The sequence below is a fragment of the Prevotella sp. BV3P1 genome (assembly GCF_000479005.1).
GTDB lineage: Bacteria > Bacteroidota > Bacteroidia > Bacteroidales > Bacteroidaceae > Prevotella.
In genome coordinates, this window is record NZ_AWXC01000015.1 from 1 (window position 1) to 25,207 (window position 25,207).

The following is a 25,207-nucleotide window of genomic DNA, read 5'->3' on the forward strand; positions in this document are numbered from 1 at the left end:
CTGAACGAACAAGCAAATTGAACCCAAAAGAGACCGCAAGATGACAAAACGTAAACCGCCCAACATAAAAAACTTTACGGTGGTAATTGATAGAACCGCCCTTAAAACTATCAATCATGAAATCTATCCATTCAGAAAAGGCACCTGCTGCAGTGGGGCCGTACAGTCAGGCCATCGAAGCCAATGGCTTTGTTTTTGCATCTGGTCAATTACCAATTGATCCTTCTACAGGAAAATTCCCAGAGGGTGGCATCAAAGAGCAAACCCGTCAATCCATACTTAATGCCCAAGCGGTGTTGAAGGCTGCTGGCCTGGATTTGTCCAAAGTCATCAAGACCACGGTGTATCTATCCGACATGGCTAACTTCGGTGCTATGAACGAGGTGTATGCCCAGTTCTTTACCGAGCCTTATCCTGCCCGTTCTGCCGTTGCCGTGCGTACGCTGCCCAAAGAGGCATTGGTAGAGGTGGAGTGTGTTGCGGTGAAAGGGTAAATGCCTCTCCCCCAACCCCTCCCCGAAAGGGAGGGGAGTGATTAGCTTTTTCATTGAACTCTTCGATAGTTTGCTCACTTATTTTGAGAAAATGACAAAGCTAAGATACCCCAGTATTCCCTTGGGGTAGAACGTTCATTTCCAATATCAATGGGATTAGGGAATAAAGTCATTGCTTTTGGCGGTCAAACTCATTGGGTTTGACCGCCAAAAGCAATGCTCTTTCTACCGCCTGCTAATGCGATGTGCAGGGGATATGCGTTCGTCTGCGATTAAACGCTTTTGTTTTTTATTTCACATTGCCCACCTTGATGAGGTATTCGGCAATCTGTACGGCATTGAGAGCCGCTCCTTTTCTGATTTGGTCACCTGTCAACCATAGCGTCATGCCGTTGTCGTCGGCCAAATCTTTACGAATCCTGCCCACATAGATGTCATCATGTCCGGCCGATTCCAAGGGCATGGGGTACGATGCTTGGGTTGGGTCGTCCTTCACCACGCATCCGGGTGCAGCGGCAATAGCCTGTCGCACCTCTTCAACGGATAGTGGGCGTTCGGTCTCCAGCCATACCGATTCTGAGTGCGAACGCAACGATGATACACGCACGCACGTTGCGCTGGTCTTAATGTCCGAGTGCATAATCTTGCGTGTCTCGTTGAACATCTTCATTTCTTCTTTGGTGTATCCGTTGTCCGTGAACACGTCTATTTGCGGTATCACGTTGTATGCCAGTTGATGTGGAAACTTGCTGACGGTCTTCACGTTGCCTGTTTCTACCAGTTCCTTGTATTGCTGTTGCAACTCGGCCATGGCAGCCGCACCGGCTCCACTGGCACTCTGGTAGGACGAGATGTGCACTCGCTTAATGTGACTCAGGTCGTCGATGGGTTTCAGTACCACCACCATCATGATGGTGGTGCAATTGGGATTGGCAATGATGTTGCGCGGACGTTTCAGAGCGTCTTCCGCATTCACTTCAGGCACCACCAAGGGTACGTCCTCCTCCATGCGGAATGCGCTGGAATTGTCAATCATCACGGTGCCATGCTTGGTGATGGTGTCGGCAAATTCTTTTGAAGTGCCACCGCCGGCTGATACGAAGGCGATGTCAATGTCTTTAAAGTCATCATTATGTTGCAAGAGCTTTACTTCATGGTTTTTGCCCCGAAACGAGTATGTTGTACCGGCACTGCGCTGAGAACCGAACAGAACAAGCTCGTCCAACGGGAACTTCCGTTGGTCTAAAATGCGTAAAAACTCCTGACCCACTGCGCCACTTGCGCCAACAATCGCTACTTTCATGATTTGCTAATATGTTGATTATAAATATTCTTGCCGACAAAGTTACGAATTATTCATTTGTTCTTCCTATAATGAGTGACATTTTTTATTGTCATTTCTGAATCCATCTGATGAGCGTGGTATAGTGGATAATTCATTGTTCTTGCTTTTTCAATTTCAGCGGAAATCAACTTTGATATCCATTTTTTTTGATTAACTTTGTTGCCTAATACTAAGTTTGATGTCGCAATTGTCAGCCTACTTTCCCATCTCCGATCCGACATTGATTTTCCTTGTCGTCCTGCTGGTCATCCTACTGGCCCCCATCGTCATGGGCAAGTTGCGCATTCCGCACATCATCGGCATGGTACTCGCAGGCGTGTTGCTGGGTGAACACGGATTGAGCATCCTGGATCGTGACAACTCGTTTGAGCTTTTCGGCAATGTGGGACTCTACTACATCATGTTTCTGGCTGCGCTCGAGATGGACGTGGAGGGTGTGAAGAAGAACAAGTACCGCATGTTGACATTCGGTTTGCTCACCTTTGCCATTCCACTTGTGTTGGTTTATGTCAGCAGCGTTTCCATCCTTCGCTATTCTGTGATGTCGTCGTTACTGTTAGGGTGCATCATGGCCTCCAACACGCTGGTGGCTTATCCCATCGTGAGTCGCTATGGTTTGCAGCGAAAGCCCAGTGTGATGCTCAGCGTTGGGTCTACCATGCTCTCGTTGTTGTTGGCGCTTACCCTGCTGGCCGGCATCGTCGCCTCGTATCAAAGTGACGCCAACCTGTCGTTCTGGCTGTTTTTCGCTCTTAAGTTTGCCGTCTATTGCGTCGCAATGATTATGCTCATCCCTCGTCTTACCCGGTGGTTTCTACGGAGTTATAGCGATGCCGTGATGCAGTATGTATTTGTCATGCTCATGATGTTTATGAGTGCCGCATTGAGCGCAGCCGTTGGTTTTGAAGGTATCTTCGGCGCATTTTTCGCCGGATTGATACTGAATCGCTACATTCCCGCCGTTTCTCCATTGATGAACCGCATCGAGTTTATCGGCAATGCGCTGTTCATTCCTTATTTTCTCATCGGCGTGGGCATGCTCATCAATCTGCGTGGCTTGTTCAGTGGTGGCAGCATCCTGCTCATCCTGTTTGTCATCACGGTGATGGGAACGTTGGGCAAACTGCTGGCTGCTTATGTTTCCTGCATCGGTTTCAGGCTGCCGCTGTCATCTGGAACGATGATGTTTGGGCTCACCTCTGCCCATGCGGCTGGCGCCATTGCCATGGTGATGGTGGGAATGAAGATTGAAACAGCCCCCGGTGTCTACCTCGTCGACGACGATCTGCTCAATGGGGTGGTGCTCATGATTCTGTTTACCTGTGTCATCTCAACGCTGGTAACCGAACATTCGGCGCAGAAAATCACACTTCGCGATCAAGACGTGGCCCCCGTGGAGAGTGCGAATGAGAACGATGAACACATGCTGATTCCCGTAAAATATCCCGAATATGCCGACCATCTGGTGAATCTGGCCCTCCTGATGCGGAACAAGAAACTGAACAGACCGCTGACGGCGCTCAATGTGGTGTACGAGGATGAGAACATGCGCGCCAACCAAGAGAAAGGCCGACGCTTGCTTGAGCAGGTGAGTCGATACGCAGCTGGGTCGGATGTGGCTGTGCAGACCCAGGTACGTATTGCGGTGAACATTGCCAATGGCATCAAGCACGCTTTTCAAGAGTTTCGTGCCAGCGAAATCATCATTGGCATGCACACGCATACGGAGGTGTCTAAGAAATTCTGGGGGCAGTTTCATCAGAGTTTGGTCAACGGACTGAATTGCCAAATCGTCATGGCGAGGTTGATGCAACCCCTCAACACCTTGCGGCGCATCGTGGTGGCTGTTCCGTCGAGAGCGCAATTTGAGCCGGGCTTCTACCGATGGTTGGAGCGTTTGTCGCGCATGGCGGCCCAGTTGGAATGCCGCATACAGTTTCATGGACGCGGTGACACGCTGGCCTTGATTCGTCAATATGTGCAGAACAGGCATGAGCAGGTGCGTGTAGAATTTGTCGAAATGACGCACTGGAACGAGGTGCCCAAGCTGGCTGCTACCATTGCGGCCGATCACATGTTCGTGGTGGTGGCGGCACGAAAGGGTACGGTTTCGTATAAAAATGCCTTGGAAAATCTTGCCGAGGAGATCAGGCAGTACTTCTCAGGAAAGACGCTGCTCATTATTTTCCCTGATCAGTATGGTGCTCAGGACGAAGACATGACCTTCTCGCAGTCGCAACATACTGAGGAACATTCGGCCTACGAGGTGTTAGGTAGCTGGATTAAAAATGCGCTGGGTAAGAGAAAATGGTGAGGGGCTGTGGGGCTTTTCAGAAATTATTATTTATCTTTGCAAATAACAGGCTTCATGGGGTGATGCAAACAGAAAAGAATTATTTTTTATGATAGATATTCAAGGCGTTACAAAGTCGTTTGGCAACCTGCAGGTGTTGAAAGGCATCGATTTGCATATCGATAGGGGAGAGGTGGTCAGCATCGTGGGACCCAGCGGTGCTGGCAAGACTACGTTGCTGCAAATCATCGGCACACTTGACCAGCCTGATGACGGGCAAGTGAAGGTGAATGACATCCTGGTCAATGGCTTGTCATCGAATAAGTTGAGCGACTTCCGCAACCGTCATATCGGTTTTGTGTTTCAGTTTCATCAATTGCTGCCAGAGTTCACTGCTTTGGAGAACGTCCTGATTCCGGCTTACATTGCCGGCAAGGGCCAGGGTGAGGCCAAGAAGCGGGCGCAAGAGCTGCTGGGGTTCATGGGACTCACTGACCGTGCCCACCACAAGCCCAACCAACTGTCGGGCGGAGAGAAACAACGGGTAGCCGTGGCGCGTGCGCTGGTCAACCATCCGGCTGTTATTTTGGCCGACGAACCCAGCGGAAGTCTCGACTCTCAAAACAAAGCTGAACTGCATCAGTTGTTCTTCGATTTGCGTAATGAGTTCGGTCAAACATTCGTCATCGTGACCCACGATGAGGGACTGGCTGCCCTGACCGACCGAACCATTCACATGAAAGACGGCAGACTGATTGAACCGCAAGCAATGGACATTGAGCCTGCGGAAAACAAGGAATAACAAGATGGAAAACACACATGCAGGTCATCCGCAAGAGAATGTGTCGGAAGAGAAGCGAGAACAGGCCAGTGAATCGGCTCGCACGATGATTAAGTTGGGCGACTACAACCAGTTGACAGTTGTCAAAGAGGTGGATTTCGGTCTTTATTTGGACGGAGGGGAAGAGGGTGAGATACTCCTTCCTCAACGTTATGTGCCGGATTATTATAAAATAGGCGAGCCGTTTGAGGTGTTCGTCTATCTCGATCAAGACGAACGGTTGGTCGCCACCACGCAAACGCCATTGGCTCGGGTTGGCGAGTTCGCCTATTTGGAATGCTCGTGGGTGAACAAGTATGGCGCATTCTTAAACTGGGGACTGATGAAGGACTTGTTCTGTCCGTTCCGAGAACAGAAAAAGCGCATGGAGCTGGGTGAGCGTTACATCGTTTACGTCTATCTCGACGAGGAGAGTTACCGCATCGTATCATCGGCAAAGGTGGAACATTTCTTATCTGACAGCCATCCAACTTATCATCAGGGTGAAGAGGTCGACCTGCTGATTTGGCAGAAAACCGACTTGGGCTTCAAGGTCATCATCAACAACCAGCATGCGGGTTTGGTGTACGATAACCAAATATTCAAGGCTGTTCACACGGGCGACCGCATGAAAGGATACATCGCCAACGTGCGCGAGGACGGGAAAATAGACGTAACGTTGCAGCCTATGGGGCAGAAGGTGGTTGCAGATTTCGCCGAAACGCTGTTGCAATATCTGCAAGAACATGGCGGCTATTGCGACTTGGGTGACAAGAGTGATGCCGAAGAAATAAAGCATCGCTTCGAGGTGAGCAAGAAAAACTACAAGAAGGCCATTGGTGACCTGTACAAACGCCACCTCATATCGATTGAGCCAGATGGCATCTATCTACAGAAAACCCGCAAGTAAGAATTGACAGACTTGCGGGTTTTTGCGATTGTATATGTGTCGGTGGACGAGTGGGGGGCTTTCGCTAGCGCATAGTTGCCCTCCAAACACCATGAAAGACGGCGTTATCAATAATATATGATGCTCCTGACAACCGTTTCGGGCTTCTTGCCATTGTGGTTGATTGTGTTCTTCACAGCATTACCATGCCCGTCAAGCTCATAATCAGAATACAGCACGAAGCTCTTTTTGTCACCCTTACGAACCTCTGACTTTAGCTTCCCATCCTTATCTTTGTCTTGGGCACTCCATGAGGTCACCTTGTCTTTTCTGCTGATAAATCCTCGCTCGTCGTAGCTGATGGTCTGGACGGTTGTTTCTTCTTCATAGCTGTAATAGCCATCCTTGACGAAATGGTCTGTCTGTTTCACGAGCTGATCCTGATCGTTGTATGCATAGGTGGTAACTAATTTGCTCAAATTCTTCCCAGGTTTCTCCCTGCGAGTAACCCTGCCCTTCTCGTCAAAGTAATAAGTCCATCCTTGTGCATTGTTGCCTTCAGTCGGCTTGGCCGTCACCTGACGCTTGGCAAAATCATAAGAAAATATCGTTGTTTCCTTGTATCCGCCTTCCTTGTATCTTCTTTCCAGCGGATTGCCGAACTCGTCGGGTATGAGAATGGCTGAACATTTATAGCCATTGTCCATGTATTCCTTTTTGACAGGGCGTCCCTGCTTGTCATATTTGTAGTGCTTATATATCATTTCTTTACCACTGGAATAATCGGACAGCCCTGTCAATCGTCCGGCCTTGTCAAACGAGTACACCGCTTTTTGATCTTCGCTCTCAAGCGTTATCGACTTGACGGCACCCTGAAGTGGCTTACCTGTGTAAGGGTAGTCGTGGTAACAATAGAGGTGATCGTCGATGTCTGCGGGAAATTTGACGGTCATACCAACGTGTGTCTGCGCAAATGCGACACATGTAAACAATGCCAACATCAGCGTTGGGCAAATTCTTGATAGTACTTTCATGTAGTGTCTTAATTTGAAAATCGTGAAAACTTTATTTTGTAACTTTCTATTTTGCTTTTCATGAACACCTGGGCAATGTGAAGAACCTGTTGAGGCTTTTCTCACAGCATGTTGCCAAAGGCGTGAATGAAAAATCCCAACCGCATACATTCAAGCGGTTAGGATTTCTTTGGTGCGCCCGATAGGACTCGAACCTACACGTCGCAAAACACTAGATCCTAAGTCTAGCGCGTCTACCAATTTCGCCACGGGCGCTCAGGCGGTTGCAAAGGTAATGAATAATATTCTATTATTATTTGTTTTGAGCTGTTTTTTTGCTTTCCAACGAAATATCCTTCATGTGCAGGTCTTATTCTTGTGGTGTTCGTGGCTTTTTGTTCTTATTGTGATGACCGAATTTATTCTTCAATCGTTTGTAGCCATCCACTCCAAGAATCGTGAGGCCGCCATATTGGAAGGTTTTGGCCAATCCAAAGAACACCACCCACAACGCTCCTTTGGAGGCTTGGCTGATGGGAAGCAGCATCTGGGCGAAAGAAAGAATGTAACAGGGGATGCAGATACAAAGCACAATCACGCCTGTGCGGAAAGACAGTCCTTGCAGCCATTGTTTCATGCGACTAACCGTTTGTTTCATTGTCAATGTCCGTTTGTAGGATTGTTACGACCCATTTGCTCTTTGCAGGCTTTGGTATGGTTCGTTATTGCTGTCTGCCTGTCGTGTGCGCTGAGAATGCGGCGTGCGAACTCGATGATGGTATCTTTTCCTCGCAGAAAGTCTTCATGGGAGATGTCCACGCGATAATCGGGATCGATACCAAACTCCGTGCTCTGCTTGTTCACATCGTACATGGGGCAGGCTGAAAAACGAACGCCCCAGCCGTTAGGCAACTCACTGGAGAAAGGAAGTCCGGCTCCGCCGCCTGTACGGTCGCCCACGATCGTGACGTTTGGACACTCCTTCATGTATTTAACAAACTCGTTGGCCGCACTGAACACCTGTCGGTTGGTCAGCACCACCACGTTCTTCTGCCATCTCAAGCCTTTGCTCGGCTTGAGTCGTTGTTCGCGCAATTCGGAGAAATCTCGATGGCCTTTTCCCGTTTTGTGCTGCATGTAGCCCACCAGCAGCTCTTTATTGGTAAATCGTGCGGCCAGCTGTTCGGCCGATGTCAGCATGCCCCCACCATTGTTGCGGATGTCAATGATGAGTCCGTTGCACGGTGCCAGGTGGTACAACACGTTGTCCAGATTGCCTGCACCCATGCCGTTGCTGAATGATGCCAGGTAAACATAGCCGATGTTGTCGTCCAATATTCGGTATCGCATGCCCGTGGCGATGCGGTAATCGGTGCCGAGATATTTATTCAGCAGGGTGTCACTGAAGTTGGATGGGTAGTTTTCGTGCCACTTCCAATAGCGTCCGTGGTCAAAACTGGTGTAAAGATTGACGTGTCCATCCTTCAGTTCGGCCAGCATGTTCGACAGTACCTCAAACTGTTGCTCTGGTCCCATGCGTTCTTCCATCTGCTTGGAATAGCGCTGATACACCTCTTGCCAATCAATGTTCTTGTATTCAAAGAAGCAGTAATGCTCGTCAATGATGCGCCACAAGGCTTCCATGTTGCCCCGAGGAGTGTCTGGCAACTGCTCTTCGTCGACGCAACCAATTAAACAAAAACAGGCCATCAATAGGTAGAACAACTGTTTCATGGGCGGAGATTGTTTAAGGTGAATTTCTTCACAAGGCCCAATACGAGCATATGCGAATAGGTGTGGTATTTCAATTGGTTCACATGGGCTTGCTGATAGTCGCCCAAATAGCCTATCCTGAACGTGGTTTTGTGTAATGAGAAGTCGAGGGTGAGCATCTGTCGTAGTGACAGAGCGTTGACCGGATGGGTGACAACGACGTTGTGATCGTAATTGCCTTCTGAGAAAATCTCGTAATATGACTGACCGTAGTTGGGCGAAAACATCATGCCCAACAGTGGTGCGTCGGCCTCATAGCGCACCGTCAGCGGCTTGTTCTTGATGCTGAAACGATAGCTTGCCATGACTGTTGGAGCCACGTTCAGCCCCACTTTCGCCTGCATGGGATTGTTTGAGTTGCGGGCATTGTACAACATGCCGAGGTGTGTGTTGAGCATGCCGCCGGCCTTGACGTTCAAACGTCGGTTCAAAAAGTGCCAATTGTAATGCCAGGCGTATGCAAAATGGTACATCGCCTGCATTTCGTTTGCGTTACCTGCCCTGTTATCGGCGTGTGCAAAACTACCTTGGTGCACGTTCAAAGTGCTGATGCGACGGTCTTCGCGCTCGTGCATGGTATGCGATAGGTAGTTGATTTGCCATCCCTTATAGCGTTCAGGAGATAGATAAGTGTCGAGCATGTCCACGCAGCCCCAGCCAATCATCTTGACGTTGGTGGTTGTTTTGTCTAACGGTGTGGCATCTGTTTGTGCCGCTATGCCCATTGACCAACATAGCATTAGTGCGATACACGCCCACTGCCATGCTGGCTTCCTGTGATTATCCCAAGTCTTCATCGCTGAACAGGTTTAGTTGTCCCGATATTTCGTCAATCACCTGCTGTTGACTTTTTCCTGCATCCGGGTCGAGATTTTCTTCGTTTACATCAGCATCCTCTTGGCCTTCGCCCTCTTCCTCTTGGTCGTTGTCGCGTTCGTCGGCTGGTGGTTCGGGGAAACGTGTGGGTTCCAGTTCTTCAATCTTGTCCACTTCCCATGTGGTGATGCGCTTGCCTTTGGCCTTGAATCCCTTGACGGCAATAAACTCTTCCACGTCAATTTCCTGTGCAGGGCGCGTGGCATCATTACCACCGAAGGTCACCAACAGCCTGGGATAGGCCACGTCGGTGAGAAAGACCAGCTTGCTGTCTGGATTCTCGCCGATGTAATTCTGCTTCTTCTTGGTCGCTTCCATCATGAATCGCTTCACGTATGGATAGTTTTGGTTGTCGGCATCGAACAACACGGCGCTCCACACCTTGCGCTCATCCCATTTCTCCAGCACTTGGATGTTGTCCTCGTAGTGGTTGTTGGGATCAAAGTTGGTGATGTAGAAGTCACCATTGGTCAGCACGACCAGTATCGCATCATCATCGTTGAACTCGCCCAAGAACCGTCCATGCTCTTCGTAATTGATGCGATTGACGTCGGGGTCGAACCAAACCTTTCGGCCACCAAGCGTACTATGTCCGTGACTCTTCAGGCCAATGCGGTGAACAGCCTTCTTGGTCAGGATGTTGCCTTTGGCTCCTCTGCCTTTGATGAGTACTTCTGTGAAGTCTTTTTCCAAGAAGATATTCTGTTTCTTCTTCTTCGGATCGGGGTCCAGCGTCACCTTGATGGTTTCGGCCTCACCGTTCGGATTGGCTGTGAAATACATCACTCTCGATCCAGGCTTACCCTGTGTCAGGTCGTAGTCCCTGTCTCGCGTGATGCTGGTCACGTTGAAACGCTTGATGAAGTAAGTGCCTTTTTTACCATCTTGGTACACTACATTATAAATAGTGCGCTTGTCATTCTTCTTGAACACCTGCACGTGAATCACGTTCTTGCCCACAAATATCTTATCGGCCACCCTGATGATCTTGAACTTTCCGTCCTTGTAGAAGATGATGATGTCGTCGATGTCGGAGCAGTTGCACACAAACTCGTTCTTTTTCAGTCCGGTTCCCACAAACCCTTCCTGCCGGTCGATGTACAACTTCTCGTTAGCTTCCACCACCTTGGTGGCCTCGATGGTTTCAAAACTCCTGATTTCAGTCCGTCGGGGATGGTCTTTTCCGTACTTGTCACGAATGAACTCGAACCAATGGATGGTCACGTCAGTCATGTGAGCCAAGTCGTGGTCGATGTTCTTGATGTCGGCTTGCGTGCGTGCGATGAAGTCGTTGGCTTTGTCTTTGTTGAACTTCAAGATGCGGTTCATCTTGATTTCCAGCAGACGTAAGATGTCGTCGCGCGTCACTTCGCGGATAAAGCTGGGCTTGAATGGCTCCAATCTGTTGTCTACATGAGCCACCACGGTGTCTAAATCCTTAGCCTCTTCAAATTTCTTGTCTTTGTAAATACGCTCTTCGATGAATATTTTCTCCAACGAGGCGAAGAACAATTGTTCCAGCAATTCGTTCTTGCGTATTTCCAATTCCTTGCGAAGTAGGCCCATGGTGCTGTCCACATTGTGCCGCAGCACGTCACTGATGGTCAGAAAGCCGGGTTTGTCGTCCTCGATAACGCAACAGTTGGGTGACACGTTGATTTCACAATCGGAGAAAGCATACAGCGCGTCGATGGTCTTGTCGCTGCTCACCCCCGGTGCCAGATGTACCTGAATTTCCACCTCCGCAGCCGTGTTGTCGTCCACTTTCTTGGCCTTGATCTTGCCTTTGTCTATCGCTCTCAGTATCGAGTCGATAAGGGTGGTGGTGGTTTTGCTGAACGGAATTTCCTTGATTACCAGCGTCTTGTTGTCCAGTTTCTCAATCTTGGCCCTCACCTTCAGCGTTCCGCCCCGCTGTCCGTCGTTGTATTTCTCCACGTCAATGCTGCCACCCGTGGGGAAGTCGGGATACAGTTGGAACTTTTCGCCTCGGAGATAATGTATCGCAGCCTCGCAAATCTCATTCAGGTTGTGTGGCAGAATCTTCGAACTCAGTCCTACGGCGATGCCTTCCGCACCCTGTGCCAACAGCAAAGGAAACTTTGCCGGCAGTGTGATGGGCTCCTTGTTGCGCCCGTCATAGCTCAGTTGCCAGTGGGTGGTTTTGGGATTGAACACCACGTCGAGCGCGAATTTCGACAGTCGTGCTTCGATGTATCGGGGTGCGGCGGCGCGGTCGCCCGTGAGAATGTTTCCCCAGTTACCTTGCGTGTCTACCAATAGGTCTTTCTGTCCCATCTGTACCAAAGCGTCGCCGATGGACGCATCGCCGTGGGGATGAAACTGCATGGTGTGTCCAACGATGTTCGCTACCTTGTTGTATCGGCCATCGTCCATGCGCTTCATCGAGTGCAGAATGCGCCGCTGTACAGGTTTTAACCCGTCCTCTATGTGTGGAACGGCACGCTCTAAGATCACATACGAGGCATAATCCAAGAACCAATTCTTGTACATTCCGCTCAAATGGTGTACTGCCGAAGCGTCAAATCGGTCGGCTGGCTGGTAATCAGAATGCTGGTCGGTCTGCAACTCGTCGTCTTCTGTTTCCGGGTTGTCTATATCTGTTGTTTTATCGCTCATTGTCGTGAATTAAAAAGAGGATGAAAAGTCAATATGCAAAAGTAAGAAAAATAAGCCAAATGTGCAAAAGTCAGTTAGCTTTGCTGCTGGAATGTCAGCACAACAGGGTAGATGTTAAACCGCACAACTGGTGTTAAAGCATGGTGAACACCCAATGATCGCCTTTGCTCTCTTGCTCATCGTATGCAAATCCTTCATATTCAAACGCTTTGAGTATGTCAAGATCGTGCGCTTGCTGCACAATGACATGGCGCGCCATGGCTCCCCGACACATCTTGGCGTACACCACGATGGTGCGCAGTTTGTCACCTTTGCGTACCTTGAAGGCTGGCTCAATGATGCGCACTGCCTTTCGGATGCGTTTCCAGTCGAACAGATTCTTCATCTCCCCGCTCGCCAAGTTCAGCAAGATTCCGTCGTCATCGAGAACCGACTGGATGAGAACATCTGTCAGGTGCGGTTTCCAAAAGTCAAACATCGTTTGATCGTCGTATTCGGGCAGACGCACGTTGCCTTCCAGTCGGTAGCTTTTGATACCATTGAGCGGGCGAAGTAGCCCGTACAAAAACGAGGTAATCCACAGGTGACGCTCGGCATAAAGCTGTTGCTCGGCAGTCATGGCGGCGGCATCCAATTTCTTAAAGGCGATGCCGTGATAGGCCCATGCGGCTTGAAGGGTAGGACTGGGATCTAAGAAACGAGCATAACGCAGTTTGTTGAGCGCCGCTAACTGTGGGTTGACGTGCAACATTTCAGCCAACTCTTCGGCGCTGTATCTCGTGAGTTGCACGGCCGTTTGCTCGGCTTCTCGCTGAAAGATGGGCTGTGTGGCGCCCAAGTCTGTGATGGCAGCGGTGTCCGTCATGTCCTTGGCGCACGAAAGGAGTATTTGCATGGAACGATTCTTTTTGCTTACAAAAATACAAAATGATTGGTAGAAACTCGCTTAAAATGCCACGAAACACAAAGAATTACAGGTGAGATGCCCGCTTACTCGAAAATAATCAGTATCTTTGCCAAACATTATAGAATCATAAATTGAAATAGATATGGCACAGGAAGATGTTTTCAAAAAGATTGTGAGCCACTGCAAGGAATACGGTTTTGTGTTTCCCAGCAGTGACATATACGATGGTTTGGCAGCCGTTTACGACTATGGACAGAATGGTGTTGAGCTGAAAAAGAACATCAAAGAATATTGGTGGAAGAGCATGGTGCTGTTGCACGACAACATCGTGGGCATAGACTCGGCCATCTTCATGCATCCCACCATCTGGAAAGCCAGCGGGCATGTGGACGCCTTCAACGACCCCTTGATAGACAACCGCGACTCGAAGAAGCGCTATCGGGCCGATGTGCTGATAGAAGACCAGATTGCTAAGTACGAAGAAAAAATCGACAAGGAGGTGGCTAAGGCTGCCAAGCGGTTTGGTGATGCTTTCGATGAGGCACAATTCAGGGCCACCAACCAGCGCGTACTCGACCATCAGGCCAAGCGTGATGCCCTGCACGAGCGTTACACACAGGCCATGCAAGGTCCCGATTTGGTAGAACTGAAACAGATTATCCTGGATGAAGGCATCGTAGACCCCATCAGTGGCACCAAGAATTGGACTGACGTGCGCCAGTTCAACCTGATGTTCTCCACCGAAATGGGTTCGCTCTCGGACGCTACCAATAAGATATATCTGCGACCAGAAACGGCGCAAGGCATCTTTGTGAACTATCTCAACGTGCAGAAAACGGGGCGCATGAAGCTGCCTTTTGGTATCGCACAGATTGGTAAGGCTTTCCGCAACGAGATTGTGGCACGCCAGTTTATCTTCCGTATGCGCGAGTTCGAGCAGATGGAGATGCAGTTCTTCGTGAAGCCCGGTACCGAGTTGGAGTGGTTCAAGCAATGGAAACAGACACGCATGGCGTGGCATCAGGCACTGGGCTTCGGTGCAGAAAACTATCGTTTCCACGACCATGAAAAGTTGGCTCACTATGCCAATGCAGCCACCGACATCGAGTTCAAGATGCCATTTGGATTCAAAGAGGTGGAAGGCATACACTCGCGTACCAACTTCGACTTGTCGCAACACGAGAAGTTCAGTGGCAAGAACCTGAAATATTTCGACCCAGAGACCAGCGAGAGCTATGTACCATACGTTATCGAGACCTCCATCGGCGTAGACCGCATGTTCCTCTCCGTGATGTGCCACAGCTATCAGGAAGAAGAATTAGAGAATGGCGAAAAGCGTGTTGTGCTTCGTTTGCCGGCGGCTTTGGCACCGGTGAAGTGCGCGGTGATGCCTTTGGTGCGTAAGGAGGGATTGCCCGAGAAGGCGCGTGAGATTGTAGACCTGCTGAAGTTCCACTTCAATACGAGCTACGATGAGAAGGATTCTATCGGTAAACGCTATCGCCGTCAGGATGCAGTTGGCACGCCTTATTGCGTGACGGTTGACTTTGATACGCTGAAAGACAATAAGGTGACGCTGCGCCATCGTGACACGATGCAACAGCAACGCGTGGACATCAGCGAGCTGTGTTCGGTGATAGAAGAAAAGGTAAGTATCACCAGCTTGCTGAAAAAATTGCAATAAATCCCACTGCCCGCAAGCCATTCAAGGCTTATGCAGGCAGATCAGAACGAAACGACAATGAAGAAAAATTCAATATGCTACCTTCTTCTGCTCATGATGGCTGTCTTCACGATGGCATCGTGTAGCGAAGACAGCGGCGAGGTGGAAGAGTTTGCCGACTGGCAACATAAGAACGAAACCTATTTCGCACAGCTTCATGCCGCAACGCAAGAGCGGATTGCGAAGGGCGACCAGAACTGGAAGATCATTCGCAACTGGTCGTTGCCAGCCGACGGACAGAACTTTCATGCCGATTTGAACAATTATATCATCGTGCATGTGTTGGAATGTGGCAACAGTACCTCTGGAAGTCCGCTGTACACCGATTCGGTGATGGTGAACTACCGTGGCCGCCTCATCCCTTCAGCCACCTATACGGCAGGCTATTTGTTCGACCGTAGCTATTCGGGTGCGTACAATCCGCAGACCATGAATCCTGCGAAATTCGCTGTGAGTGGCCTTGTCGACGGCTTTACCACGGCTCTATTGCACATGTCTGTTGGTGACCGTTGGGAGGTTTACATACCTTATAAATTGGGCTATGGTACGGAGAAAGCTCCCAAAAGCGAAATCCCCGGCTATTCAACGCTAATTTTCGACATCGGTTTGGCTGGCTATTATCGCCCCAAAGCTCCTACCCGAGCAGGTGTGGCATCAGGTTCTTGGATCAAGAAATAGACTGAATGCCAACTTAAAAGGCCAAGCAAGTACTTCGAATTCGGATGACTTGCTTGGCTTTTTGTCGTTATATGGATATGTCATTTTCATTTTGATTTACATCAAGAAACACCGTTTTTGTGTAAAAACCACCTGTTGTTTCTTTGCTGTGTGCGGAAACAGCAGTATCTTTGCATCGTCAATAAGACAAAAAGGATGTCGGGAGACGTTCGAAAACAAATTGATTCAATTGAAAATTTGAGAGATATCATAGGTATTAGAACCAAAGGTAAAAGATGAAGATATCAGGTATTAGTTGGTAAAGAGAAGGCTTGACAGAGGATAACATCGAATAGGTATTAGTTAAGGTAAAAGATTTTAGGATAGACACAGAAGAGGTATTAGTCAAGGTAAATAAGATTTAGGATAGACAGAAGATAGGTTTAGTCAAGGTAAAAGTGTTTTAGGATAGACGAAAATAGGTTTTGTTAAGGTAAAGTTTAAGGTTGTTAGTAAGGAGAAATCTTCAATAGTAAAAGGCTCCAACCACATGATAAGCGTTGGAGAAGGTTAGGTAAAAGATTGTTTAGGATTGGATGAAAAGCCTAGTCGCAGCTAAGTGCTGCACTGGCTACGCCGGGGGAGGGGCGTGAGAGAAACAAAAAATACTTCCTTTTTTGAGAGATTATAGAAAGAAATCAATATGACAAGGAGCGATTACACTGAAGAGGTGAATCGCTTTTTTTATGCCGTTTTTTCTCCATCTGCTCGTTTGATGATGCACCCTGCGCCGTTGTGGTTAAGCAGGCAATGGCACCTGAAAAGAACGATGAATAGTGGAAATATTCTTGACAACAGGCCTTCTATAATTTGCTTCTAAGTCATCAACCTCTGGCCTGGCCGAAAATACGCCAAAAATAAGATAGTTTTGTAAATTATTGAATGTTAGTTAATTGAGAATTATTTGTGGGCTGTTCAATAAGTTTTCGGTGTCCTTATGCGAAAAAGCATTGCTCTTGAGGCTCAATAAGCATGCTTTTACACCGCAATCTGTTATCTATTGCGCAGCAAAGTGACCTTGATAATGGGGTAAAACTAATGGTTTTGCACCAAAAATGAAGTTTTATTACCGAAAATGGTGACCGCTTGCCTACCATAAGCCTATAGATTTTTTCTACATTTCAAATTCTTATGCTCCATTTTATTGTCATTTTTTCAAACAACGTAGGGGCATGGTTTATTACGTTCCGCCTCGCTGGACGATGTGTTGATATGTGGGACGTAATCGTAAAGGATTTTCTGGAAAATCTCACCCAAAACAAATTATAATCTGTACCTTTGCAGAAGATAGGCTGCGCCTCAACAAAGTAAGTAAACTTCCTTTGTCCTCGGCTTGCTCTATCATTGCAGAAGATAGGCTGCGCCTCAACAAAGTAAGTAAACTTCCTTTGCCTTCGGCTTGCTCTATCTTTGCCAAAGATAGGCTGCGCCTTAACAAAGCAAACAAGTTTCCTTTGTCCTCGGCTTGCGCTATCTGTATAACGGAATTAGACGAGATGTTTTCAACGACCAAAACAGATGCACTGCTGGCCAGCATTCGTGAGGGTAGGGTCATGACGAATGGGGAGAAACTCAACTTGATTGTACAGTTGAGTATTCCTTCTATTCTTGCACAGATCACCACCGTACTGATGTTCTTCATCGACGCATCGATGGTGGGACATTTGGGAACCAATCCGTCAGCATCAATTGGTTTGGTAGAAAGTACTACCTGGTTGTTGGGCAGCATCACCGCTTCGGCATCCATGGGCTTCTCCGTGCAGGTAGCCCATTTCATCGGAGCCAACGACTTTGTGAAAGCACGACAAGTGTTCAGGCATGGACTCATCTGTTGTCTTCTGTTAAGTGTGGTCATCGCGGTCATTGCATTGTTTATTTATCAACCACTACCTTATTGGCTGGGCGGAACGGAAGACATCGCACATGATGCCTCGCTCTATTTCCTGGTGTTTGCTTTAGCCATGCCTTTCATCCAACTGGCCAACCTCACAGGCGCCATGCTCAAATGCTCGGGCAACATGCAAATACCCAGTATGATGAGTGTGGGTATGTGCATCATGGACGTTTGTTTTAATTATTTTTTCATCTACATCTTGCATTTAGGGGTGTTGGGAGCGGCCTTTGGAACCGCAACAGCCTACCTCATTGGTTCGGTGATGCAGGCTTACTTCGCCATCTTCCGCAACAAGATTTTGGCTTTGAAGCAAGACGAGGGCCCTTTCAGATGGATGTCAAACTATGTCACAAACGCCTTGAAGATAGGTGCGCCTATGGCTGCCCAATCCATTTTGATGAGTGGGGCGCAGATTGTCAGCACCATTATCGTGGCACCTTTGGGTAAGGTATCAATCGCAGCCAATACCTTCGCCATCACTGCCGAAAGCCTTTGTTACATGCCGGGATATGGTATTGGGGAGGCAGCAACCACGTTGGTGGGACAGAGTGCGGGTGCCAGGCGATATGACATTTGCAAGAGCTTCGCCCACATGACGGTGTGGCTGGGCATGGGCGTCATGGCTTTCATGGGTATACTGATGTACATCTTCGCTCCAGAAATGATTGGTGTGCTCACACCGGTGGAGGAAATCCGTGTGTTGGGCATCCAGAGCCTGCGCATCGAGGCCTTCGCCGAACCCTTCTTTGCTGCTGCCATCGTTGTTTACAGTGTGTGCGTTGGGGCAAGTGATACCTTGAAACCTGCCATGATGAACCTGCTGTCCATGTGGTGCGTGCGCCTTACCCTGGCCGCTATGCTGGCTCCTCAATATGGACTGGCGGGCGTTTGGACAGCCATGGCCATAGAACTGGCCTTCCGGGGCTGCATTTTCTTGTACCGATTGCTCAGTGGCAAGTGGCTCCATAAGATGCAACAGGTATCTTCTTAGCCCTCGCATTTTGTCGTTTGAGAATAATTCTTTATTTTTGCGGTATCTATTACAATCATGAACAGGAGACAGTGGATCGGTCTTGAAATGCGCTGTATCTATTGAAAAAATCAACCATCAAACAACATGATGCATGGAAAATGAACAACTTAAACAGATAGTTTCTCACTTTGAAGTCGTGGGGACGGTAGACCGCATATTGCCATTGGGCAATGGTTTGATTAACGATACGTATCGAGTGGTGACAAGAGGTCAGGACACTCCCGATTATGTGTTGCAGCGCATCAACGATGCCATATTTACGGATGTAGACCTGTTGCAGCGCAACATAGAGGTGGTGACGGCGCATATCCGCCAGAAACTGGAAGAAAAGGGTGAGAACGACTTGGACAGAAAGGTACTGCGATTTGTCCAAACGACTGAAGGAAAGACTTATTACAAGGATGATAAAGGCCTGTATTGGCGGATCTCTTTGTTCATTCCTGATGCCAAAACCTATGAAACCGTCAATCCCGAATACTCATATCATGCCGGAAAGGCCTTTGGAAACTTCGAGTCGATGCTGGTGGATGTGCCTGAACAGTTGGGCGAAACTATTCCCGATTTCCACAACATGGAGCTGCGTATGCGCCAATTGCGCGAGGCCGTAGCCGAAGATAAGGTGGGAAGGGTGGCAGAGGTGCAGCCCATCTTGGACGAACTGGAGCAGTATGCTGAGGAGATGTGCAAGGCCGAACGCCTGTATCGCGAGGGAAAATTGAAGAAACGCATCTGTCATTGTGACACCAAGGTGAACAACATGATGTTCGATAAGGATGGAAAAGTGCTGTGTGTCATCGACTTGGATACGGTGATGCCCAGCTTCGTGTTCTCCGATTACGGCGATTTTCTGCGCACAGGTGCCAATACCGTTGCCGAAGATTCAAAAGAATTTGACCAGATAGACTTCCGGATGGATATCTTCGAGGCGTTCACGAGAGGCTATCTTGAGTCGGCTCAAGACTTCTTGGAACCCATCGAAATAAAGAATCTGCCGTATGCTGCCAAGCTTTTCCCGTACATGCAGTGCGTGAGGTTTCTGGCCGATTACATCAATGGTGATACCTATTATAAGATTAACTACGACAAGCATAATTTGGTACGCACGCAGAATCAGTTGTGTCTGTTCCGTCGTGTTTGCGCTCATGAACCGGAAATGGTATCTTTCATTCATACTTGTCTGAATCAATAAATTTGTCATGGAAAAACTAACAGTTAAGAAACTCAAGCAGCATCCTTATGCCGCAGCCATCATTCCTTCTATGATGGATGAGGAAGGGGTGGAATATCATGTCATTGATCATGCCAACTGGGCCGAGAAATATCCCTATACGCCACAGGTGGTCTTTCGAATTGCTTATAGTGATCGCGCTATCTTCTTGCACTTTCGTGTGAAAGAGGACTCCATTCGCGCGGCGGCTCCTCATGATAATGGGCATGTTTGGGAGGACTCCTGTTGCGAATTTTTCTCACAGCCTGCCGATGATGGCACCTATTATAATATAGAATGCAATTGTGGAGGAACCATCTTGGTGGGATGTGGCAAAGGAAGAGAAGGCAGAACGTTAGCTCCTCAGACGGTATTGGATCAGGTTGACCGCTGGTCATCGCTTGGTCGTAGACCTTTTGAAGAACTCAAAGGGCCTTATGATTGGCAGATGGCTTTCATCATACCGTTCAAGACTTTCTTCATGCATGACATCAAATCCTTGAGTGGGAAAACCATCCGCGCCAACTTTTACAAGTGTGGCGACGCCTTGCAGAAGCCACATTTCCTATCATGGAACCCTATCAACATCGAGAAGCCCGATTTCCATCGTCCCGATTTCTTTGGTGAAATCACGTTTGAGTAGATGAGTACCAGGGCGGTTTTCATTCTTTCCTTTGTGATAAGTTGTTTAGGAAAGAAATGACTAACTTTGCAGCCTATGAGGAAAATCTTTAGAACGATGGCGGTTGCGCCTACTCCGTTGATGATTTTGATGAGTGTTGCGCTCCTGTTTGCGGCTTGTAGCGATACCCATCAGAAAGAACCGAAAGGAAAGAAACTTGATATAGCGATTGACGATAGCCTGCGTTCTCGCTTGGCAACGTTCGCACAAGGCCCCAGAGTGCAGGGGAAATTCGCCTTTCATGTGTACGACCTTACTGCGGATAAGCCCGTGTATGGCTACCAAGAAACCTTGTCACAGCCTTCGGCATCGTGCTTGAAGTTGCTTTGTGGCGTGGCGGGGTTACACCTCTTGGGCAGCGACTATCTGTATATTACAGGCTTGTATCAACGTGGAAAGGTGTCTGATGGTGTCCTTCAGGGCGACCTAACCTTCAAGGGAAGCCTGGATCCACAGTTCACCGAACAGGAACTTGTGCGATTTGGGCAGGCTGCAAAGAAGAGAGGAATCAATAGGGTGGATGGCAAGATCTTTGTAGATCTCGTGATTCAGGAACCTGTTAAAAGCGAAGAGCATTGGTATCCATGGGATTTATCATTCAGTCGATACGGCTTGTTTTACAAAGGTGCGCCTCGAGTGATGAAGAGTTTGAAGAGTGTGATGCGCACTCAAGGTATCGCTTTCGCTGATAGTCAGGTGGTATTAGGTACGATTCCTGCTGGTTCAAAGGCCATTTACAGATACGGTACCCCCATTCATCGCATTATTAAGCGCATGTGGAAGAACAGTTCCAACACGCAGTCCACCGCTCTACTGTATACCATTGGCCACCATATAAACACGCAAGCCGATCCAACAGCCACAGGGGTAGAATATCTTAGAAAGTTTTTAAGAGAAGATCTCGGCATGACTGACACCTCATTGGTTGTACACGATGGGTGTGGCTTGTGTACTTACAATCATCTTTCTCCTCAAGCATTGACGGCGATTCTCGTGTATGGCTATAAGGATAAGAGTATTCACACGATGCTTATGCAAAACCTTGCGATAGCTGGCGTTGATGGTTCGTTGGCACATGAGATGACAGGACCCAAGACAAGAGGCAAGATACACGCTAAGACGGGTACTCTGTCGCATCCTTATGGCATCAGTTCGCTGGCGGGTTATTGCCGCGGAAACAACGGACACGACCTGGCATTTGCCGTGATGAGCAGCGAGATGTCTGTCCTTGATGCACGTGTATTGCAACGTAGATTGTGCGAAAAACTGGTAGAGTGATATGTGTGTTCTTACGGAAATGCCGTGTATCAATACCTCAATTGCGATATTCATACACGGCATTTCGCATATTTTATCTTCCTATTCTATCACTCGTATAGGTGCGGATATCGATCAGTTCCATAGACATGAACTGGTATCGACTTCGAAGTGTAGAATCCTACCAAGCCTGTTCCGCCCTTGACGTTGGATGGCATTTTGATGGGACCGGTCAAATCGTTGTAGTCATCATAATACGTTGACTTCTTCAGATTCATGGCTTTCAGATAGTAATAGGCCGCTGATGTGTACGATGAGATGGTTGCCACCAAGTCAAGCGATGTCTTCATCTCCGGATCAGATATTTTATTGAATAGGTATAGTTTGGAATATACGCTGATGGAACATTCCTGTCCGTTGAACAAAAGGTCGTTGAAGACGCCCATCTTGTTCACCACATTGTTGGGTGAGGCAAAGCCCATGTCTGTTGAAGGTGTGCATACCCTACCTTCCATGATGATTGGGTCGCCCGTAGCAATGTAAGAACTGCCTATGTTGCTGACGAAATACCGGTAAGTGGGCTCTTTTCTTTGCAGCGTGTAGTTAAACTGTGTGTTCATGATAGTCTGGTATCCTGTTAGTGTCAGACGGTAATAATCGGCTCGCTGTCCATTGTCTTGAAATGAGAGATTGATTTTTTGCAAGTCGTCAACCCGCGCCATTTCATATTCGTCCACATAGCTTACATCCTTGACAAACTTGGTGCTGATACGCTCAATCTTATCAATGGGCTGCGGCACTGTTTCATCTATGGAAGCCTGATAGTTGTTGTCAGGTGTAGATACCTCGATGCGCACATGGTCGCCTGGGCTGAAACGACCATGAATAATGTATTGTTCCGAACCTGCTGGAAGCTCATGAACGGTCTCGCGCAGGTTCCCATTGACCGATACTTTGATCGTGGCATCGGTGACAATCGTAGGATGGTCAATACCTGTGAACGACACCAACAGCCTGTTAACGGTGCTGTCGGCATTGATGAATCCATTTACCGACAGTTGCTTACTGGCCGTCTTCGTGTCAAGTTCCAACTCGTTCTCGCATGCTGACAGACCAAAGAGCATGACTGAGAGACAACAATATATGTAAGTTTTCATTCTATTCTTTGTCATTAGAATTTATAAGTGAGGGTGAACGACGGCAGACAGGGCAGCAACGTGTATTTGGACAGCTTGTTTGGTATTTCCCTTCCGTACTCGTCAGTCTTTCGAAGTATGAAGTTCGGGTTCATCGCATTGTAGGCGTTGTACACGCTGACGTTCCATGTTCGCTCAACGCCCCGTTTCAGTGTCTTGCGGAAGTTGATGCCTAAGCAGAGCAGGTGCGTAGGTGGAAGCCTGTAATTGTTGCGACTTGATACATAACTACTCTCTCCGATGCTTTCGGGAGTCATCTCGTATCCTCTCTGCAAGGATATCGTTGCGGTTGCTCCAGAGTAGAACGACCATGTCGCATCCAAGTCAATGCGCTTGGTCATCTTCCAGTTTGCCACCATATTCACGTTGTGCCGCCTGTCGTAGGTGAAGGGGAATCGCTCTCCACCATTCACGCCACTGTCCTCGCTGAACTTGCGGTCGCTCTTGGAAAGCGTGTACGATAGCCAGCCTGTTGCGCGTCCTGTGGTGCGTCGCAACATCAGTTCGATACCTTTTGAACGTCCCTCACCCATGCTAACCAAACGCTCCCAGTTGCCCGAGAATCCCATAAAGCTCATGCCATCCTTGTATTCCAGCACGTTGTCGAGCTGCTTGTAATAGCCTTCAGCTGACAGTTCCCATCCTTTCCAGCCCGTGTAGTAGGCACCAACACTGTATTGTCTTGACCTTTCCGGTTTGATGTTGTCGGTGATAGGAACCCACAAGTCGGTGGGAAGGGCAATGGGCATTGAGGTGAGCAGGTGGATATATTGCGACATCTCGCTGTACGATGCCTTCAATGCCACGTCGGACAGGGCTTGCCAGCGCAGCGAAACACGCGGTTGAAACGTGAGGTACGACTTATTCCTGACATGGAACATCGACACAGACCCACCCGCATTGAGGGTAAGCGATGGCAGAATCCGCCAGTCGTCCTCGGCATAAGCCAAGGCCTCGTGTGCGTAGATGGGATTGCTGGGGGAGAAATACCCGCCCGATCTGTTGACCTTTCTATCTTTTCCCTCTTCCGTGAAGAAGCTTCCAGAGGTCTCTGGGCTGAAGGTATGATAGGTGTAGGACGACCCGAACTTGATTCTATGTGAGGGTAGCGGCTCGTAATCAAAGTCAATGGCGGCCGACCAGTCCCGTATCTTCGACCGGTAGCTGGTGCTGTTCTTTTCAATTGCGTCGGTGCGCCATGAGTGTTCATAGCTGTCCAGGTGCATGTTGTAATGGTTGTAGGCCGCCGTGATGTTGGCAAAGAGGTTGTTACTGAAGATATGGTTCCATCGTAGTGAGGCGATGGTGTTTCCCCAGTTGATGTCGTCACCGTAGGCAGAATTGATTTCGTGGCTGGATGAGCTGTAGCGATCTTTGTAGTCTTCTTTCAGCATGTCGTGTCCCCGATATACACTCAGATACAATCGGTCTGTGTGCGAGAAGCGGTGGTTCAGCTTGAAGTGAAGGTCGTAGAATTGATAGCCAAACTTCTCGTTGCTCTTCATGAACGGCTGCAACACCCAGTTGATGTAGGTGGTACGCGCAGAGAAGTTGAATGAGGTGCGATTCTTTACGACAGGTCCTTCCAACTGCACCCTACTGGTGAGCAAACCCAGCGACGCCGTTCCGTGAAAGTGGTTCATGTCGCCATCCTTCGTCCTCACATCAATGACCGATGACAACCGCCCGTTGTAGCGTGCGGGGTAGGAACTTTTATAGAAAGTGACCTTCTTCAAGGCCTCTGGCGTGAACACCGAGAAGAACCCAAACAGGTGGTCAATCTTGTAGATGGGCGTGCCGTCGAGCAAAATCAGGTTCTCGTCACCATTGCCTCCCCTGACATAGAGAGCCGATCCGCCATCGGATCCCGGTTGCACGCCAGGCATGAGCTGAATGGTTTTGATGACATCTGTCTCACCGAGCAGCGAGGGCGTGTGTTCTATCTGACTCACACCAATGTCTGTCACGCCCATGCCGGTGGCGAGGATTCCCGCATTATCTTTCGCCGATGACACCACTACCTCGGGCAGGTTGGCCGATGGTGTGAGCTGGATGTTGACAACGGTGTCTTTGTCCAGCACAAATGACTTCTTCATGCGTGCGTAGCCTACATACGAATAGGTCACCTGAACCTGTCCGGCAGGGAGCGTCAGCGTGTAGAATCCATACGAGTTGGTCGTCGTCCCCATGTGGCTGACAGCGTCCTGAACGGTTGCCCCGAGGAGTGTTTCACTGGAGTGGATGTCCTTGACATATCCGCTAATGGTGAACCGCTTTTGGGCTGAGGCCGCAAGACACAGTACGGCGGCCAGACATAATACACATTTTTTCCAAATGTTCATAAATACAAAAAACGTCTTGCCTTCTTGCTTCGAAGGCGTTACTAAAGAATGAGTTATAAGAAAACTGTCTACAAAATTAGTAAAAATGTAGAATGTAGACGCTATG

The 25,207-nt window shown here is 48.6% G+C and carries 19 protein-coding genes and 1 tRNA gene; 10 read left to right on the plus strand and 10 right to left on the minus strand.

Going from position 1 to position 25,207, the window contains the following annotated elements; translation table 11 throughout:
- The first annotated feature begins 116 nt into the window (after positions 1-116).
- On the plus strand, positions 117-494 hold the full coding sequence (locus HMPREF1254_RS03580; RefSeq protein ID WP_023057297.1) for a RidA family protein: 378 nt from the start codon (positions 117-119) through the stop codon (positions 492-494).
- Between the two features lie 289 nt (positions 495-783).
- Here HMPREF1254_RS03580 and HMPREF1254_RS03585 read toward each other — a convergent pair whose 3' ends face one another.
- Positions 784-1,797 (minus strand): aspartate-semialdehyde dehydrogenase, encoded by a 1,014-nt coding sequence (locus HMPREF1254_RS03585; protein WP_023057294.1) that lies wholly within the window; start codon positions 1,795-1,797, stop codon positions 784-786.
- 220 nt (positions 1,798-2,017) lie between these two features.
- On the opposite strand from HMPREF1254_RS03585, the gene HMPREF1254_RS03590 reads away from it, so the two are divergent.
- From HMPREF1254_RS03590 to HMPREF1254_RS03600, 3 genes are all read left to right on the plus strand, one after another.
- Positions 2,018-4,153 (plus strand): cation:proton antiporter, encoded by a 2,136-nt coding sequence (locus tag HMPREF1254_RS03590; RefSeq protein WP_023057296.1) that lies wholly within the window; start codon positions 2,018-2,020, stop codon positions 4,151-4,153.
- An 88-nt stretch (positions 4,154-4,241) separates the two neighbouring features.
- Positions 4,242-4,934 carry an ABC transporter ATP-binding protein gene (locus HMPREF1254_RS03595; protein ID WP_023057305.1) on the plus strand — a complete coding sequence of 231 codons (693 nt, stop codon included), beginning with the start codon at positions 4,242-4,244 and terminating at the stop codon, positions 4,932-4,934.
- A gap of 85 nt (positions 4,935-5,019) precedes the next feature.
- A complete protein-coding gene (locus HMPREF1254_RS03600) occupies positions 5,020-5,862 on the plus strand; it encodes a CvfB family protein (RefSeq protein WP_036890941.1) in 843 nt (280 codons plus the stop codon).
- Positions 5,863-5,969: 107 nt separating this feature from the next.
- On the opposite strand, the gene HMPREF1254_RS03605 is transcribed toward HMPREF1254_RS03600, so the two are convergent.
- The 7 genes from HMPREF1254_RS03605 to HMPREF1254_RS03635 form a co-directional block, all read right to left on the minus strand.
- Entirely contained in the window at positions 5,970-6,875 is a 906-nt protein-coding gene (locus HMPREF1254_RS03605; RefSeq protein WP_023057308.1) for a hypothetical protein, read from the minus strand.
- Between the two features lie 170 nt (positions 6,876-7,045).
- Positions 7,046-7,130: transfer RNA gene (locus tag HMPREF1254_RS03610), tRNA-Leu, on the minus strand.
- A 94-nt stretch (positions 7,131-7,224) separates the two neighbouring features.
- Entirely contained in the window at positions 7,225-7,512 is a 288-nt protein-coding gene (locus HMPREF1254_RS03615; protein WP_023057302.1) for a hypothetical protein, read from the minus strand.
- Between the two features lie 2 nt (positions 7,513-7,514).
- Complete coding sequence (locus HMPREF1254_RS03620) at positions 7,515-8,588, minus strand: S41 family peptidase (protein ID WP_023057292.1); 1,074 nt, start codon at positions 8,586-8,588, stop codon at positions 7,515-7,517.
- Positions 8,585-9,424, minus strand: a complete 840-nt coding sequence (locus HMPREF1254_RS03625; RefSeq protein WP_051331273.1) for a DUF3316 domain-containing protein — start codon at positions 9,422-9,424, stop codon at positions 8,585-8,587. Before HMPREF1254_RS03625 ends, HMPREF1254_RS03620 begins: the two co-directional genes overlap by 4 nt.
- Positions 9,408-12,143: a DNA gyrase/topoisomerase IV subunit A gene (locus HMPREF1254_RS03630; protein ID WP_023057299.1), complete on the minus strand. Its 2,736-nt coding sequence runs from the start codon at positions 12,141-12,143 to the stop codon at positions 9,408-9,410. The genes HMPREF1254_RS03625 and HMPREF1254_RS03630 overlap by 17 nt, the downstream gene beginning before the upstream one ends.
- Positions 12,144-12,276: 133 nt before the next feature.
- Entirely contained in the window at positions 12,277-13,038 is a 762-nt protein-coding gene (locus HMPREF1254_RS03635; protein ID WP_023057300.1) for a YaaA family protein, read from the minus strand.
- Between the two features lie 154 nt (positions 13,039-13,192).
- Between HMPREF1254_RS03635 and HMPREF1254_RS03640 the strand changes: the two genes are divergently transcribed.
- The 6 genes from HMPREF1254_RS03640 (at position 13,193) to HMPREF1254_RS03665 (ending at position 21,584) form a co-directional block, all read left to right on the plus strand.
- A complete protein-coding gene (locus HMPREF1254_RS03640) occupies positions 13,193-14,734 on the plus strand; it encodes a glycine--tRNA ligase (protein ID WP_023057301.1) in 1,542 nt (513 codons plus the stop codon).
- 57 nt (positions 14,735-14,791) lie between these two features.
- Positions 14,792-15,451 carry an FKBP-type peptidyl-prolyl cis-trans isomerase gene (locus HMPREF1254_RS03645; RefSeq protein ID WP_036879725.1) on the plus strand — a complete coding sequence of 220 codons (660 nt, stop codon included), beginning with the start codon at positions 14,792-14,794 and terminating at the stop codon, positions 15,449-15,451.
- A gap of 1,535 nt (positions 15,452-16,986) precedes the next feature.
- Positions 16,987-18,375, plus strand: a complete 1,389-nt coding sequence (locus tag HMPREF1254_RS03650) for an MATE family efflux transporter (RefSeq protein WP_036879708.1) — start codon at positions 16,987-16,989, stop codon at positions 18,373-18,375.
- 133 nt (positions 18,376-18,508) lie between these two features.
- Positions 18,509-19,606: a phosphotransferase enzyme family protein gene (locus tag HMPREF1254_RS03655; RefSeq protein ID WP_023057310.1), complete on the plus strand. Its 1,098-nt coding sequence runs from the start codon at positions 18,509-18,511 to the stop codon at positions 19,604-19,606.
- 7 nt (positions 19,607-19,613) lie between these two features.
- Positions 19,614-20,267 (plus strand): carbohydrate-binding family 9-like protein, encoded by a 654-nt coding sequence (locus HMPREF1254_RS03660; RefSeq protein WP_023057307.1) that lies wholly within the window; start codon positions 19,614-19,616, stop codon positions 20,265-20,267.
- 75 nt (positions 20,268-20,342) lie between these two features.
- Positions 20,343-21,584, plus strand: coding sequence for a D-alanyl-D-alanine carboxypeptidase/D-alanyl-D-alanine-endopeptidase (locus HMPREF1254_RS03665; protein ID WP_051331274.1), 1,242 nt, complete (start codon positions 20,343-20,345; stop codon positions 21,582-21,584).
- Between the two features lie 89 nt (positions 21,585-21,673).
- On the opposite strand, the gene HMPREF1254_RS03670 is transcribed toward HMPREF1254_RS03665, so the two are convergent.
- Together HMPREF1254_RS03670 and HMPREF1254_RS03675 are read right to left on the minus strand one after the other, a co-directional pair.
- Complete coding sequence (locus tag HMPREF1254_RS03670; RefSeq protein ID WP_036879727.1) at positions 21,674-22,720, minus strand: DUF4249 domain-containing protein; 1,047 nt, start codon at positions 22,718-22,720, stop codon at positions 21,674-21,676.
- Between the two features lie 14 nt (positions 22,721-22,734).
- The gene (locus tag HMPREF1254_RS03675; RefSeq protein ID WP_023057291.1) at positions 22,735-25,101 is read right to left on the minus strand and encodes a TonB-dependent receptor; all 2,367 of its coding nucleotides are present in this window, start codon (positions 25,099-25,101) and stop codon (positions 22,735-22,737) included.
- Positions 25,102-25,207 lie beyond the last annotated feature (106 nt).